This is a genomic window from Pseudomonas sp. HMSC067G02 (assembly GCF_001813485.1).
Classification (GTDB): domain Bacteria; phylum Pseudomonadota; class Gammaproteobacteria; order Pseudomonadales; family Pseudomonadaceae; genus Pseudomonas; species Pseudomonas aeruginosa.
The window spans coordinates 49766-65719 of sequence record NZ_KV812632.1 but is presented as its reverse complement, the minus strand read 5'-3'; the positions used below and the strand labels follow the sequence as shown (position 1 = coordinate 65719).

The 15954-nt window shown below is 65.5% G+C and carries 13 protein-coding genes; all 13 read left to right on the top strand.

Features of this window, described 5'->3' with window-relative positions; all coding sequences use genetic code 11:
- Nucleotides 1-8: 8 nt before the first annotated feature.
- The 13 genes from HMPREF2914_RS04205 (at nt 9) to fliG (ending at nt 15953) form a co-directional block, all read left to right on the top strand.
- A complete protein-coding gene (locus tag HMPREF2914_RS04205) occupies nt 9-3515 on the top strand; it encodes a glycosyltransferase (RefSeq protein ID WP_023092125.1) in 3507 nt (1168 codons plus the stop codon).
- A 226-nt stretch (nt 3516-3741) separates the two neighbouring features.
- Nucleotides 3742-4905 carry a flagellin gene (locus tag HMPREF2914_RS04200; RefSeq protein ID WP_003086434.1) on the top strand — a complete coding sequence of 388 codons (1164 nt, stop codon included), beginning with the start codon at nt 3742-3744 and terminating at the stop codon, nt 4903-4905.
- Between the two features lie 79 nt (nt 4906-4984).
- Nucleotides 4985-5371: a flagellar protein FlaG gene (locus tag HMPREF2914_RS04195; RefSeq protein ID WP_003086436.1), complete on the top strand. Its 387-nt coding sequence runs from the start codon at nt 4985-4987 to the stop codon at nt 5369-5371.
- A gap of 77 nt (nt 5372-5448) precedes the next feature.
- Nucleotides 5449-6885: a flagellar filament capping protein FliD gene (gene fliD, locus HMPREF2914_RS04190; protein ID WP_003133924.1), complete on the top strand. Its 1437-nt coding sequence runs from the start codon at nt 5449-5451 to the stop codon at nt 6883-6885.
- Complete coding sequence (gene fliS, locus HMPREF2914_RS04185) at nt 6885-7283, top strand: flagellar export chaperone FliS (protein ID WP_003086441.1); 399 nt, start codon at nt 6885-6887, stop codon at nt 7281-7283. The genes fliD and fliS (HMPREF2914_RS04185) overlap by 1 nt, the downstream gene beginning before the upstream one ends.
- 58 nt (nt 7284-7341) lie before the next feature.
- Nucleotides 7342-7722, top strand: coding sequence for a flagellar export chaperone FliS (gene fliS / locus HMPREF2914_RS04180; protein WP_003158217.1), 381 nt, complete (start codon nt 7342-7344; stop codon nt 7720-7722).
- A gap of 25 nt (nt 7723-7747) precedes the next feature.
- Nucleotides 7748-8041 (top strand): flagellar protein FliT, encoded by a 294-nt coding sequence (locus HMPREF2914_RS04175; RefSeq protein WP_003086445.1) that lies wholly within the window; start codon nt 7748-7750, stop codon nt 8039-8041.
- Between the two features lie 281 nt (nt 8042-8322).
- Nucleotides 8323-9795, top strand: a complete 1473-nt coding sequence (gene fleQ, locus HMPREF2914_RS04170; protein ID WP_003086448.1) for a transcriptional regulator FleQ — start codon at nt 8323-8325, stop codon at nt 9793-9795.
- Nucleotides 9796-9907: 112 nt separating this feature from the next.
- Nucleotides 9908-11116, top strand: a complete 1209-nt coding sequence (fleS, locus tag HMPREF2914_RS04165; protein ID WP_003086450.1) for a sensor histidine kinase FleS — start codon at nt 9908-9910, stop codon at nt 11114-11116.
- Nucleotides 11117-11120: 4 nt separating this feature from the next.
- Nucleotides 11121-12536, top strand: a complete 1416-nt coding sequence (fleR, locus tag HMPREF2914_RS04160) for a sigma-54-dependent response regulator transcription factor FleR (protein WP_003086452.1) — start codon at nt 11121-11123, stop codon at nt 12534-12536.
- A gap of 246 nt (nt 12537-12782) precedes the next feature.
- The gene (gene fliE / locus HMPREF2914_RS04155; protein WP_003086454.1) at nt 12783-13112 is read left to right on the top strand and encodes a flagellar hook-basal body complex protein FliE; all 330 of its coding nucleotides are present in this window, start codon (nt 12783-12785) and stop codon (nt 13110-13112) included.
- A 22-nt stretch (nt 13113-13134) separates the two neighbouring features.
- Nucleotides 13135-14931, top strand: coding sequence for a flagellar basal-body MS-ring/collar protein FliF (gene fliF, locus HMPREF2914_RS04150; protein WP_003109118.1), 1797 nt, complete (start codon nt 13135-13137; stop codon nt 14929-14931).
- 5 nt (nt 14932-14936) lie between these two features.
- Nucleotides 14937-15953 carry a flagellar motor switch protein FliG gene (gene fliG, locus HMPREF2914_RS04145; protein ID WP_003082212.1) on the top strand — a complete coding sequence of 339 codons (1017 nt, stop codon included), beginning with the start codon at nt 14937-14939 and terminating at the stop codon, nt 15951-15953.
- Nucleotide 15954 lies beyond the last annotated feature (1 nt).

Sequence of the window (15954 nt, the reverse complement as noted above, 5' to 3'; positions counted from 1 at the left end):
ATGGCTCAATGAGCGCGAACGTTCGTGTCAGCATCGTCATGCCGACCTACAAGCTGGAGTACTTCGAGGACGCCCTCGACAGCGTGCTCGGGCAGACCTATCCGGCCCTGGAGCTGATCATCTGCGACGACAGCAGCGACGAGCGGATCGCCACGCTGGTCGAGCAGAAGCTCGCCTCCGCGGCGTTCCCGATCCGCTACTTCCGTAACGAGACGCGCCTCGGCGAGCTGGGTAGCACGGCGAAAGGCATCCGCCTGGCGGAGGGCGAGTACGTCAAGTTTCTCCACGACGACGACGTGTTGCTTCCCGAGTGCGTCGAGGCGTTGGTGGGAGCGATGGAGCGCGAGCCGAACGTGGTCCTGGCCTCGTCGCGGCGGTTGCGTATCGACGAGGAAGGGCAGCCGCTGCCGGACATCCTGGCGACCTGCTTCCCGTTCGCCGGCGACGTCCTGATCGACGGTCGCGAGCTGGTCTCGTTCCTCGCCGACCACACCATCAACTTCATCGGCGAACCCAGTTGCCTGATGGCCCGGCGCGATGCGCTGCTGCAGATCTGCGAGCGCCTGATGATGCTCAACGGCCGGGCCATCGACTGGATCGGCGACCTGGCCATGTGTGCGCAGTTGCTACAGCGTGGCGACCTGGCGTTCCTGTCGCGGCCGCTGACCCGTTTCCGCGTCTCCCGCCAGCAGTTCAGCCAGATCGGGCGCGACCAGCCCGGTATCGGCGAGCAGGGCCATGCCGACTTCCGCCTGGCTATCCGCGAACTGGGTTGGTATCGCCAGGCCGGCGACAACCGCTTCGTCCGGGTGGCACCGATCACCCGCCTGGACGCCCGTGTCTTCAAGCCGGTCAACCTGCTCGCCGCGCTGAGGCGGGCGGCGGGCTTCGGTAGCGTCACGCTGTCGACCTGGCTGGAGGCGCGGCGGCCGGATGCGGTGCAGAAGGTGCTGATCGATCGATTCCTGCAGGAGCAGGGTGGTGGGCCGCGCTTCGCGGTGCTGGTGCTCGATGCCCACGGCGATACCGAGGCCGTGGAGCGTACCCTGCAGAGCCTGGAGCACGTCAATTCGTATCCACGTGTCGAGAGCCACCTGTTCGCGCCGCTGGGCACGAGTCCGCGGAACGGAGCGATGCTCTTCGATCCAGAGGTGGGGCCGGTGCCGACGATCAACCAGGCGCTTGCCCGGCTTGATACCGACTGGTTGCTCCTGGTCGAAGCGGGTGTCGAATTCACTGTCAGCGGCCTGCTGGTGGCGGCGCTGGACCTGCTGGCGGCACCGGAGAGCTGCCAGGCGGTGTACGCCGACGAACTCATGCGCCTGGATGACGGCGAGCTGGGCGCGGCGTTGCGCCCGGACCTGAATCTCGACCTTCTGCTCAGTTTCCCCGCCGGCCTGTCCCGGCACTGGTTGTTCCGCCGCGAGCCGCTGCTTGCCACGGGCGGATTCGACGAGACCGCCGGCGAGGCTTTCGAGCTGGCCTACCAGTTGCGTCTCGTCGAGCAGCGGGGCCTGGGCTGTATCGGACACATCAGCGAGCCACTGCTGTCTGGCCCAGCGCTGCGCCTGCAGGACAGCACCGCCGAGCGTGCGGCGATCGAAGGCCACCTGCGTGCCCGTGGCTACGCGCAGGCGACAGTCGGAAGCCGGCTGCCGGGGCGCTACGAGCTAGACTACGGCCACGCCGGGCAACCGCCGGTCAGCATCCTGGTGCTGGCCGGGGAGCGCCTGGCGCAGCTCCAGCGTTGCGTAGAAACCGTGCTGGAGAATACCGCCTATCCCAACTACGAGATCCTTCTGCTGGAACAGGGTGGCGAAGCGGCCGACGTTCGCGAATGGCTGCTCGCCGTCGAAGGCATGGGCGTCGAGCAGGTGCGGGTGCTGCGAGGCGATGGGCAGTTGTCCCGTGGGGCTCTGCGCAACCTGGCGGCGTCCCGGGCGCGCGGCGAATTCCTGCTCTGGCTCGATGCCGGCAGCGGCATCCTCGACAAGGACTGGCTGCAGCAGTTACTCAACCATGGCCAGCGTCCGGAAGTCGGCGCGGTAGGCGCCAAGCTCCTGGCGGCGGACGGACGGGTCTGCCACGCCGGCTGGCTGCTCGGTTTGTGCGGACCGGCCGGGCGGGCCTTCGAAGGGCGTTCGCACGAGGACGCCGGTTACCTGCAGCGCCTGCAGGTGGACCAGAACTACTCGGCGGTGGCTGGCGAATGCCTGTTGATGCGCCGCGAGTTGTTCCTCGAATTGGGCGGTTTCGACGAGGCGCTGACGCGCTGGGACGATGTCGACATCTGCCTGCGGGCGGTCCAGGCGGGCTACCTGAACGTATGGACGCCGCGTGCGCGGCTGTTGCTCGATGCGCCTGCCACGACGGCGGCGAGCGTCGAGGAAGAAGATGCGCTGTACGCGCGCTGGCTACCGTTGTTGGCACGCGATCCCGCCTATAACCCGGGCTTTTCGTTGCAGGCCGAAGGCGGTTTCAAGCTGGCCGACCCGCAGCTGGCCTGGCGCCCGTTGCAGGGGTGGCGGCCCTTGCCCACTGTCCTGGCGCACCCCGCCGACCTGTTCGGCTGCGGCCATTACCGGGTGATCCAGCCGTTCAGCGCGTTGCGCGAGTCGGCATCCATCGATGGCGCGCTGTCGATCGGCCTGATGCACGTGGCCGATCTGGAGCGCTACGACCCGGACGTACTGGTGCTGCAGCGCCAGGTCGGCGAGGAGCGTCTCGAGGCCATGCGGCGGATGCAGGCGTTCTCGCGAGCCTTCAAGGTCTACGAGCTGGACGACTATCTGCCCAACGTGCCCCTCAAGAGCGCCCATCGCCAGCACCTGCCGAAGGACATCCTGCGCACGTTGCGTCGCGGGCTGGGTTACGTCGACCGCTTCGTGGTGTCGACGCCGGCCCTGGCAGAGGCCTTCGCCGGTCTCCACCCGGATATCCGGGTGATCGAGAACCGCCTGCCGGTGGGGTGGTGGCAGGGGCTGCGGGCGCAGCGGCGGCGCGGCGAGCGGCCACGTGTTGGTTGGGCGGGCGGCTCGAGCCATACCGGCGACCTGGAACTGATCGCCGACGTGGTCCGGGAACTGGCCGACGAAGTCGACTGGGTGTTCTTCGGCATGTGCCCGCCGTCCATCCGTCCCTTCGTCAGGGAAGTGCATGCGGGGGTGCCTATCGAACGCTATCCGCGGGCATTGGCGGCTCTCGATCTCGACCTGGCGCTGGCGCCGGTGGAGCAGAACCTGTTCAACGAGTGCAAGAGCAATCTGCGCCTGCTGGAATACGGCGCCTGCGGTTTCCCGGTGGTCTGCAGCGACGTGCGCTGCTACCAGGACGATCTGCCGGTGACGCGGGTGAAGAACCGTTTCCGCGACTGGGTGGACGCGATCCGCATGCATACCCGCGACCTGGATGCCGCGGCCAGGGCAGGGGATCACCTGCGCGAACGGGTGCTGGCGGATTGGATGCTCGACGGCGAGCGTTTGCGCGCCTGGTATCGTGCCTGGATGCCGGACTGAGCGGCCGGCGGGGCTTTCCGTCGCGCTGTCCGCAGCGCTTGGGAGGCCTTGCGCGAACCCCTCCGACGGGGACGATGCATGAAAAACGAGGATGGTCAAAAAAAAACCTAAAGCTCCCCAGGGAAGCGCCGATAAAGATCACGAATGCGAACTTTAGGGGTGCCTGGGCGATGCCCACCCGAGGTCGCAAGCTCAGGCAAACATATCGTCCTTGGAGGGCATCAAGATGGCCTTGACCGTCAACACCAACATCGCTTCGCTGAACACTCAGCGGAACCTGAACAACTCTTCCGCGTCGCTGAACACTTCGCTGCAGCGTCTGTCCACCGGTTCGCGCATCAACAGCGCCAAGGACGACGCCGCCGGCCTGCAGATCGCCAACCGTCTGACCAGCCAGGTCAACGGCCTGAACGTGGCTACCAAGAACGCCAACGATGGTATCTCCCTGGCGCAGACCGCTGAAGGCGCCCTGCAGCAGTCGACCAACATCCTGCAGCGTATGCGTGACCTGTCCCTGCAGTCGGCCAACGGCTCCAACAGCGACTCCGAGCGTACCGCTCTGAATGGCGAAGTGAAGCAACTGCAGAAAGAACTGGATCGTATCAGCAACACCACCACCTTCGGTGGCCGCAAGCTGCTCGACGGTTCCTTCGGCGTCGCCAGCTTCCAGGTGGGTTCGGCCGCCAACGAAATCATCAGCGTCGGCATCGACGAGATGAGCGCAGAGTCGCTGAACGGCACCTACTTCACGGCTACTGGCGGCGGTGCGGTCACTGCTGCAACCGCTTCGGGCACCGTCGACATCGCGATCGGCATCACTGGCGGCAGCGCCGTGAACGTCAAGGTCGACATGAAGGGCAACGAAACCGCCGAGCAGGCGGCTGCCAAGATCGCCGCTGCGGTCAACGACGCCAACGTCGGCATCGGTGCCTTCACCGACGGCGCGCAGATCAGCTACGTGTCCAAGGCTAGTGCGGATGGTACTACCAGTGCGGTTTCCGGCGTAGCCATCACCGACACCGGCAGCACCGGCGCAGGCACCGCGGCAGGCACCACGACGTTCACCGAGGCTAACGACACCGTCGCCAAGATCGACATCTCCACCGCGAAGGGCGCTCAGTCCGCCGTGCTGGTGATCGACGAGGCGATCAAGCAGATCGACGCCCAGCGTGCCGACCTCGGTGCGGTGCAGAACCGCTTCGACAACACCATCAACAACCTGAAGAACATCGGTGAGAACGTATCGGCTGCTCGCGGCCGGATCGAAGACACCGACTTCGCAGCCGAAACCGCCAACCTGACCAAGAACCAAGTGCTGCAACAAGCCGGCACCGCGATCCTGGCCCAGGCCAACCAGCTGCCGCAGTCGGTTCTGAGCCTGCTGCGCTAAGCTTCGGCGAGGTCAAGGTGAAGTCACGAGGGGGAGCGCTGGCGCGCTTCCCCTCGTATCTCATTGAGAGGTAGCGACGATGGACGTCAGCAATGTCAACAATTCGACGGCTGCTCCGGTAATCCGGCTGTTCGGCTCGGCGTCTTCTTCCGATGGCGCACGCCCGGCCGGCCAGGCCGGCGAGGCGGCCGCCAGCGCAAGCGCGCAACGGACGGGCGACGTCAGGATGGGCGACAAGGAGCAACGCGCTGCGGTCGAGGAGGCGGTTTCCTCCATCGAGAAGTTCACCCAGAGCATCCGCCGTGATCTGAGTTTCAGCCTGGACGACTCCACGGGGCGGGTAGTGGTCAAGGTGACCGATTCGACTTCCGGAGAAGTCATCCGGCAAATCCCTTCCGAAGAGGCCCTGCGCCTGGCAGAGCGACTGGACGAAGCGCGCAGCCTGCTGTTCAAGGCGGAAGCCTGAGCGGAATTGGCACGTCTTTTGACTGTCTGTTGGAATTGGAAGGACAAAGCGTCAATGAGCTGACGAGGTGAAGCAAGATGGCGAACAGTACGACGATCAACGGCTACAACTCGGGCCTTGATATCAAGAACATCGTTTCCACCCTGGTGGCGGCCGAGAAGGCGCCGAAGGAGGCGCAGCTCAAGCGCCTGGAAAGCGACACCACCGCCAAGTTCACCGGCATCGGCCAGCTCAAGAGCGCGATCTCCGACCTGCAGACCATCCTCAAGGAGCTGAACAAGCCCGAGCTGTTCCAGAAGCGCTCGGCGAGCACCAGCGACGAGAAGTTCGCCACCGCCACCGCCACCAAGGACGCCCTGCCGGGTATCTACAAGCTCGAAGTGACCCAGCTGGCCAGCGTCAGCAAGGTGGCCACCGCGTCGTTTGCCGATGGCTACAAGACCACTTCCGGTGGCACCCTGACCATCAAGCAGGGCGCCGACGATGCCGGCGTCACGGTAAACGTCGCGGCGGGCGCGACCCTCGCCGAAGTGCGCGACTCGCTCAACGCGCAGCTGAAGGACAAGGGCATCAGCGCCAACATCGTCAACAACCCTGGAGACGGAACCTCGCGACTGGTCTTCACCGGCAAGGATTCCGGCGCCGGCAAGGACGTGTTCGTCCAGGGCAGTTCCGGCCTGGAGAACTTCAACATCGGCAGCGTCGGCGCCGATGGCAAGCTGACCCTGTCCCAGTTGGACGGTACGTCCTCCAGCAGCAGCGGCTATATCACCCAGGCGAAGAATGCCAAGTTCAGCATCGACGGCCTGACCCTGGAAAGTCCGACCAATACGGTCGACAAGGTCATCAACGGCGTCACCTTCGAGCTGAAGACGGTCACCGACACTAACAAGCCGATCACCATCTCGGTCGAGCAGGACCGTGGCGGCGTCAAGGACAACATCAAGAAGTTCGTCGAGGCCTACAACAAGCTGGTCGGCGTGACTTCGGAACTGACCGGCGTGACCAAGGTGGGCGACGACAAGGCTCCCGTGGTCGGTGCCTTGGTCGGTGACAGCAGCGTGCGCAACCTGCTCACCACCATGCGCAACGAGATGGTCCAGCCGGGGCAAGGTACCGATGTTCGCATGCTCGCCGACATGGGTATCACCACCAAGAAAGACGGCACCCTGGAGATCGACGACAAGAAACTCGACAAGGTTCTGAAGGACAAGTTCGAGTCGGTTTCCGCTCTGTTCACCGGCGATACCGGCCTGATGAAGCGTCTCGACGACAAGCTCACGCCTTACACCCAGACCGGCGGTGTGCTCCAGCAGCGCCTGGATGGATTGCAGGACACCATCAAGTCGGTGGATACCCAGCGCCAAGCGCTCGATCGCCGGGTCGAGCAGTTGCAGGATCGTTTGCTCAAGCAGTTCACCGCCATGGACCAGTTGATCGGCCAGCTCAACCAGACCAGCGGACGCATGGCCCAGGCTCTTAGCAGCCTGCCTGGCCTTGTGAAGAAAAGCTGATGTCGCGTCCTATCGATACCTACCGGCAGGTAGGCAGCGCACAGGACGTCCCGCCCTACCAGGTGGTCAAGCTGCTGCTGGACGGCGCGCTCGAACGCATCGCCCTGGCCCGGCGCGCGGTGCTGGAGCGCAACCCGGCGCTGCGCGGCGAAGCGGTAGGCACCACGTTGTCGATCATCGGCGCCTTGCAGGCTGGCCTCGATCACCAGCAGGGCGGCGAGATAGCCGGCAATCTGGATGCGTTGTACGACTACATGACCCGCCGCCTGGCTGGTGTCGCGCTGGACGACACACCGCGTCCGCTGGACGAGGTCGAGGCGCTGCTGGGCCAGATCAAGCAGGCCTGGGATGCCATTGGCAGCGCCGAAGCGCAGGGCGAAGACAGCGAACGGCGCTAAAGAATCGCGGTAGCCGACCGATATAGAGCGTATCAGTCACCGAACAAGGCAACCGTCGATGAACGCAATGGCAGCCATGCGGCAATACCAGAATGTCAGTACCCAGGCTCAGGCTATCGATGCCAGCCCGCATCGCCTGATCCAGATGCTGATGGAAGGCGGCCTGACCCGGATGGCGCAGGCCCGCGGAGCCCTGGAGCGCGGCGAAGTGGCGCTGAAGGGCGAGCTGATCGGCAAGGCCATCGCCATCGTCGGTGGCCTGCGCGAAGGGCTCGACTTCGAGGCGGGCGGCGAGCTGGCAGCCAACCTCGACCGCCTTTACGCCTACATGTCGATGCGCCTGACGGAAGCCAACTTGAAGAACGACGCGGGCAAGCTCGAGGAAGTTTCCGAGCTGTTGCGCAACATCAAATCCGGTTGGGATGCGATTGCCCCCTGAGAGGCATCCCCAGAGGGACCAAGCAATGAGTGCAGCTGTACAGATCCTTGAAGAAACCGGTAGCGCCCTGCGCGTTGCCCTGGCCAGCCAGAACTGGGAGGCCATCGGTGAACTCGACCAGCGTTGCCGCCAGGCCGTCGACGAGGCGATGCTCGATGTACAGGACGAAGCCACCTTGCGGGCGCGGATGGAAGAGCTGCTGGCGCTGTATCGCGAGCTGATCGATGTCTGCCAGGGCGAGCAGCGCAAGCTGGCCACCGATCTGATCCAGCTGAACCAGTCGAAGCAAGGCGCCAAGGTCTACCAGATGTTCGGATAAGTTTTTCATGGCTTTGTGCCGTTACTTTGGCGCAAGGCTTTTCGGAAAAATTTACATATCCCCCAAAACCCCTGCCAGTACTGCTTTCCATGCGGTCTGTAGGGGTTTTTTATTGCCTCTCCCTGTCGGAAACAGCAAAAAAAACACGCCATAAAATTGACTAATCGTTCACATTTGACTTAACTAGTGGCCAAATGCTGGCTGCTTATTAGAAATAGGCATTAGTCCCAGCCCTCTTTCGGGTCGAGCGAGACCCATTCGATGCAAGGCAGCTGATCAAAATGTGGCGCGAAACCAAACTCTTGCTGATTGACGACAATCTCGATCGCAGTCGCGACCTGGCAGTCATTCTCAACTTCCTCGGCGAAGATCAGCTGACCTGCAACAGCGAGGATTGGCGAGAGGTAGCGGCGGGCCTGAGCAACAGTCGCGAAGCCCTGTGCGTGCTGCTCGGCAGCGTCGAGTCGAAGGGCGGGGCGGTAGAGCTGCTGAAGCAACTGGCCAGTTGGGACGAGTACCTGCCGATCCTGCTGATCGGCGAGCCGGCCCCGGCCGACTGGCCGGAGGAGCTGCGCCGCCGGGTGCTCGCCAGCCTGGAGATGCCGCCCAGCTACAACAAGCTGCTCGACTCCCTGCATCGCGCCCAGGTCTACCGCGAGATGTACGACCAGGCCCGCGAGCGCGGCCGCTCCCGCGAGCCGAACCTGTTCCGCAGCCTGGTCGGCACCAGCCGGGCGATCCAGCAGGTGCGGCAGATGATGCAGCAGGTCGCCGATACCGATGCCAGCGTGCTGATCCTCGGCGAGTCCGGCACCGGCAAGGAAGTGGTGGCGCGCAACCTGCATTACCATTCCAAGCGCCGCGAGGGGCCCTTCGTCCCGGTGAACTGCGGGGCGATCCCGGCGGAACTGCTGGAAAGCGAACTGTTCGGCCACGAGAAGGGCGCCTTCACCGGTGCCATCACCAGTCGTGCCGGACGTTTCGAGCTGGCCAACGGCGGCACCCTGTTCCTCGACGAGATCGGCGATATGCCGCTGCCGATGCAGGTCAAGCTGCTGCGCGTGCTGCAGGAGCGCACCTTCGAAAGGGTCGGCAGCAACAAGACGCAGAACGTCGACGTGCGGATCATCGCCGCGACCCACAAGAACCTCGAGAAGATGATCGAGGACGGCACTTTCCGCGAAGACCTCTACTACCGCCTCAACGTATTCCCCATCGAGATGGCGCCGCTGCGCGAGCGGGTGGAAGACATCGCCCTGCTGCTCAACGAACTGATCTCGCGGATGGAGCACGAGAAGCGCGGGTCGATCCGCTTCAACTCGGCGGCCATCATGTCGCTCTGCCGCCACGACTGGCCGGGCAACGTCCGCGAACTGGCGAACCTGGTGGAGCGCCTGGCGATCATGCATCCCTACGGGGTGATCGGGGTCGGCGAACTGCCGAAGAAATTCCGCCATGTCGACGACGAGGACGAGCAACTCGCCAGCAGCCTGCGCGAAGAGCTGGAAGAGCGCGCGGCGATCAACGCCGGGCTGCCGGGAATGGACGCGCCGGCGATGCTGCCGGCCGAAGGCCTGGACCTCAAGGACTACCTGGCCAACCTCGAGCAGGGCCTGATCCAGCAGGCCCTCGACGATGCCGGCGGAGTGGTCGCGCGGGCCGCCGAACGCCTGCGCATCCGCCGCACCACGCTGGTGGAGAAGATGCGCAAGTACGGCATGAGCCGGCGCGACGACGACCTGTCGGATGATTGACAGGTCGTTTCGCAACGCTTTGATTTTCAAATGAAAAAAATTTAGGCACGGGTATTGCTATATCTCCGTCGACCGACAGAACCATGACGTCGCGCCGACCGAGAGAAACGCAATGCAACCAGCCCTCAACGCCTTCACCGAGCAGCCAGCCGATACGGCCGAGGCCACCAGCCGCGCCGGCCTCGAGCAGGCCTTCGCGCTGTTCAACCAGATGTCCAGCCAGCTCAGCGAGTCCTACAGCCTGCTGGAGGAGCGCGTTACCGAGCTGAAAGGGCAACTGGCCCTGGTCAGCGCGCAGCGCATGGAGGAGCTGGCGGAAAAGGAGCGCCTGGCCAACCGCTTGCAGAGCCTGCTCGACCTGCTTCCCGGCGGCGTCATCGTCATCGATGCCCATGGTGTGGTCCGCGAGGCCAACCCGGCGGCCCTGGGCCTGCTTGGCGAACCGTTGGTGGGCATGCTCTGGCGCGAGGTGATCGCCCGCTGCTTCGCTCCGCGCGAGGATGACGGCCACGAGATTTCCCTGCGCGACGGACGTCGCCTGTCCATCGCCACCCGCTCGCTGAACGGCGAACCGGGTCAACTGATCCTGCTCAACGACCTCACCGATACCCGCCGTCTCCAGGAGCAACTGGCGCGCCACGAGCGCCTGTCGGCGCTGGGGCGGATGGTCGCCTCGCTGGCCCACCAGATCCGCACGCCGTTGTCGGCGGCGTTGCTCTATGCCGGGCACCTCAGCGAGCAGGCGCTGCCGACCGACCAGCAGCAACGCTTCGCCGGGCGCCTGAAGGAGCGCCTGCACGAACTGGAGCATCAGGTACGCGACATGCTGGTGTTCGCCCGCGGCGAGCTGCCGCTGACCGACCGGGTGGCGCCGAAGGCGCTGTTCGACAGCCTGCGCGCGGCGGCCGAAGTCCATGTCCAGGGGCTCCAGGTGCGTTGGCAGTGCGAGGCGCGCGGCGGCGAGCTGCTGTGCAATCGCGACACCCTGGTGGGCACCGTGCTCAACCTGGTGGAGAACGCGATCCAGGCCTGCGGGCCCGAACTGCGCCTGAAGGTGCATCTCTATGCCCGCGCCGACAGCCTGCGCCTCAGCGTCAGCGACAACGGACCGGGCATGGATCCGGCGACCCTGGCGCGCCTGGGCGAACCCTTCTTCACCACCAAGACCACCGGTACCGGGCTCGGCCTGGCGGTGGTCAAGGCCGTGGCGCGCGCCCACCAGGGGCAATTGCAGTTGCGCTCTCGGCCGGGGCGCGGCACCTGCGCCACCTTGATCCTGCCGCTGATTCCGGCGGCGCCTCTTTCTGCGATTCAGGAGTAACCCCATGGCAGCCAAAGTCCTGCTGGTCGAAGACGACCGCGCACTACGCGAAGCCCTCAGCGACACCCTGCTGCTGGGCGGTCACGAGTTCGTCGCCGTGGACTCGGCGGAGGCGGCGCTGCCGGTCCTGGCCCGCGAAGCCTTCAGCCTGGTGATCAGCGACGTGAACATGCCGGGCATGGACGGACACCAGTTGCTCGGCCTGATCCGTACGCGCTACCCGCACCTGCCGGTGTTGCTGATGACCGCCTACGGCGCGGTCGATCGCGCCGTCGAGGCGATGCGCCAGGGCGCCGCCGACTACCTGGTCAAGCCGTTCGAGGCGCGGGCGCTGCTCGACCTGGTGGCACGCCATGCGCTGGGCCAGTTGCCGGGCAGCGAGGAGGATGGTCCGGTGGCCCTGGAGCCGGCCAGCCGGCAGTTACTGGAACTGGCCGCGCGGGTCGCGCGCAGCGATTCCACCGTGCTGATCTCCGGCGAGTCCGGGACCGGCAAGGAAGTCCTGGCCAACTATATCCACCAGCAATCGCCGCGTGCCGGCAAGCCGTTCATCGCGATCAACTGTGCGGCGATCCCGGACAACATGCTCGAGGCCACCCTGTTCGGCCACGAGAAAGGTTCCTTCACCGGCGCCATTGCCGCCCAGCCCGGCAAGTTCGAGCTGGCCGACGGCGGCACCATTCTTCTCGACGAGATATCGGAAATGCCCCTCGGCCTGCAGGCCAAGCTGCTGCGCGTATTGCAGGAGCGCGAGGTGGAGCGGGTCGGTGCGCGCAAGCCGATCAACCTGGATATCCGCGTGCTTGCCACGACCAACCGCGATCTCGCGGCGGAAGTCGCGGCGGGGCGTTTCCGCGAGGACCTCTACTATCGCCTGTCGGTCTTCCCGCTGGCCTGGCGGCCGCTGCGCGAACGCCCTGCGGACATCCTGCCGCTGGCCGAGCGTCTGCTGCGCAAGCACAGCCGCAAGATGAACCTCGGCGCGGTGGCGCTCGGCCCCGAGGCCGCCCAGTGCCTGGTCCGGCATGCCTGGCCGGGCAACGTACGGGAACTCGACAACGCCATCCAGCGTGCGTTGATCCTGCAACAGGGCGGCCTGATCCAGCCCGCCGACCTGTGCCTCACCGCGCCGATCGGCATGCCGCTCGAGGCCCCGGTGCCCATGCCGGCAATGCCACCGGCCACCCCGCCGAGCGTCGAGATTCCGTCGCCGGCCGCAGGCCAGGACGCTAGCGGCGCGCTGGGCGACGACCTGCGCCGCCGCGAATTCCAGGTGATCATCGATACCCTGCGCACCGAGCGCGGCCGCCGCAAGGAGGCTGCCGAGCGCCTTGGCATCAGCCCACGGACCCTGCGCTACAAGCTCGCCCAGATGCGCGACGCGGGGATGGACGTGGAGGCCTATCTCTACGCCATCTGAGGGCTCGCCATGTTCCCCAGGCCCGCCTCGTGCGGGCCTTATGCGTCCGCCGCCGGTCGTCGCCCAGGGCTGTTCGAGCGTGCGCGCCTGCCGATAACCGGAGCAGGGACGGACCCTGCAGCGGTCGCGGGCATTGGCGGCGAACGCCGATGCCGGGCCTTGGGGTCGACTTGGCACCCTTGTTGCTAACTCCTCTGCAAAGTGCCGGGCGGCGTCAAAAAAGCCGCGGCTGTTGGAGGAAGAGTCATGAGTCAGGGTGTCGAGTTCAATCGTCTGATGCTGGAAATGCGTTCCATGCAAATGGAAGCCATGGCCAAGGCCAAACCGGTTCAGGCGCCGGCCGAAGTGGGGGCGCCGAGCTTTTCGGAAATGCTCTCCCAGGCCGTGGACAAGGTGAACGAGACCCAGCAGGCCTCCACCGCGATGGCCAACGCCTTCGAGGTCGGCCAGAGCGGCGTCGACCTGACCGACGTGATGATCGCCAGCCAGAAGGCCAGCGTGTCGTTCCAGGCCATGACCCAGGTGCGCAACAAACTGGTCCAGGCCTACCAAGACATCATGCAGATGCCGGTCTGAGCGGCGCGAGGATAACTAGTTCATGGCCGATGCACTGATCGACAGCCAGGTTCCCGCCAAGAGCGGCGGTGCCGGGATGCTGAAGAAATCCTTCCCGGGACTGTCGTTCCTCGACAACCTTTCCGAGATGACCATGCTGCGCCAGATCGGCCTGCTGGTCGGTCTCGCCGCCAGCGTGGCGATCGGCTTCGCCGTCGTGCTCTGGTCCCAGCAGCCGGACTACAAGCCGCTCTATGGCAGCCTCAACGGGGTCGACGCGAACCGTGTGGTGGAAGCGCTGACCGCGGCGGACATTCCCTACAAGGTCGAACCCAACTCCGGCGCGCTGCTGGTCAAGGCCGACGACCTCGGCCGGGCACGCATGAAGGTGGCCTCCGCCGGCGTGGCGCCGACCGACAACAACGTCGGTTTCGAGATCCTCGACAAGGAACAGGCGCTGGGCACCAGCCAGTTCATGGAAGCCACCAACTACCGCCGCGGCCTGGAAGGCGAGCTGGCGCGCACCGTGTCGAGCCTGAACAACGTCAAGGCCGCCCGCGTGCACCTGGCGATCCCGAAGAGTTCGGTGTTCGTCCGCGACGACCGCAAGCCCAGCGCCTCGGTGCTGGTCGAGTTGTATCCGGGTCGCAGCCTGGAGCCGAGCCAGGTGATGGCGATCGTCAACCTGGTCGCCACCAGTGTGCCGGAGCTGGACAAGTCGCAGGTCACCGTGGTCGACCAGAAGGGCAACCTGCTCTCCGACCAGCAGGAACTCTCCGAGCTGACCATGGCCGGCAAGCAGTTCGACTTCACCCGGCGCATGGAAGGCCTGCTCACCCAGCGCGTGCACAATATCCTGCAACCGGTGCTGGGCAACGGTCGCTACAAGGCCGAGGTGTCCGCCGACGTCGACTTCAGCGCGGTCGAGTCGACCTCGGAGATGTACAACCCGGACCAGCCGGCCCTGCGCAGCGAGCAACGCAACAACGAGGAACGGCAGAATTCGTCCGGCCCGCAGGGCGTGCCGGGGGCGCTGTCGAACCAGCCGCCGGGCCCGGCCAGCGCGCCGCAGCAGGCCACCGCCAGCGCGCCGGCCGACTACGTCGCGCCGGGCCAGCCGCTGAAGGACGCCAACGGCCAGACCATCATCGATCCGAAGACCGGCAAGCCGGAGCTGGCGCCGTACCCGACCGACAAGCGCGACCAGACCACCCGCAACTATGAACTGGACCGCTCGATCAGCTACACCAAGCAGCAGCAGGGGCGCTTGCGCCGACTGTCGGTGGCGGTGGTGCTGGACGACCAGATGAAGGTCGACGCGAAGACCGGCGAGGTCAGCCACCAGCCCTGGAGCGCCGACGAACTGGCGCGCTTCACCCGCCTGGTACAGGATTCGGTGGGCTACGACGCCAGCCGCGGCGACAGCGTCAGCGTGATCAACGCGCCGTTCGCCCCGGCCCAGGCCGAAGAGATCGACAGCATTCCGTTCTACTCGCAGCCGTGGTTCTGGGACATCGTCAAGCAGGTGCTCGGCGTGCTGTTCATCCTGGTCCTGGTGTTCGGCGTGCTGCGTCCGGTGCTGAGCAACATCACCGGCGGCGGCAAGGGCAAGTCGCTGGCCGGCGGCGGCGGTCGCGACGGCGACCTGGCGCTGGGCGAGAGTGGCCTGGAAGGCTCGCTGGCCGACGACCGGGTGAGCATCGGCGGGCCGTCGAGCATCCTCCTGCCGAGCCCCACGGAGGGGTATGATGCGCAATTGAACGCGATCAAGAACCTGGTCGCACAGGACCCGGGCCGCGTCGCCCAGGTCGTGAAAGAGTGGATCAACGCCGATGAGTAAGCGCCATGAGTGAGAATCGTCTCGCCGCCAAACTGACCAAGGTCGACAAGGCCGCCATCCTGCTCCTGTCGCTCGGCGAGACCGACGCGGCGCAGGTGCTGCGGCACATGGGGCCGAAAGAGGTGCAGCGGGTCGGCGTGGCCATGGCGTCGATGCGCAACGTGCACCGCGAACAGGTCGAGCAGGTGATGGGCGAGTTCGTCGAAGTGGTCGGCGACCAGACCAGCCTCGGCGTCGGTGCCGACGGCTACATCCGCAAGATGCTCACCCAGGCCCTCGGCGAGGACAAGGCCAACAACCTGATCGACCGCATCCTCCTCGGCGGCAGCACCAGCGGCCTGGACAGCCTGAAGTGGATGGAGCCGCGTGCCGTGGCCGACGTGATCCGTTACGAACACCCGCAGATCCAGGCCATCGTGGTCGCCTACCTCGATCCCGACCAGGCCGCCGAGGTGCTCAGCCATTTCGACCACAAGGTGCGCCTGGATATCGTCCTGCGCGTCTCCTCGCTGAACACCGTGCAGCCCTCGGCGCTGAAGGAACTCAACCTGATCCTGGAGAAGCAGTTCGCCGGCAATTCCAACGCCACCCGCACTACCATGGGCGGGGTCAAGCGCGCGGCGGACATCATGAACTACCTCGACAGCTCCATCGAAGGCCAACTGATGGATTCGATCCGCGAGGTCGACGAAGACCTGTCCGGACAGATCGAGGACCTGATGTTCGTCTTCGACAACCTCGCCGACGTCGACGACCGCGGCATCCAGGCGCTGCTCCGGGAAGTCTCCTCGGACGTACTGGTGCTGGCGCTCAAAGGCTCCGACGAGGCGATCCGCGAGAAGGTCTTCAAGAACATGTCCAAGCGTGCCGCCGAGCTGCTGCGCGACGACCTGGAGGCCAAGGGGCCGGTACGGGTCAGCGAAGTGGAAGGTGCGCAGAAGGAAATCCTCACCATTGCCCGGCGCATGGCCGAGTCCGGCGATATCGTGCTGGGCGGCAAGGGTGGCGAGGAGATGATCTGAG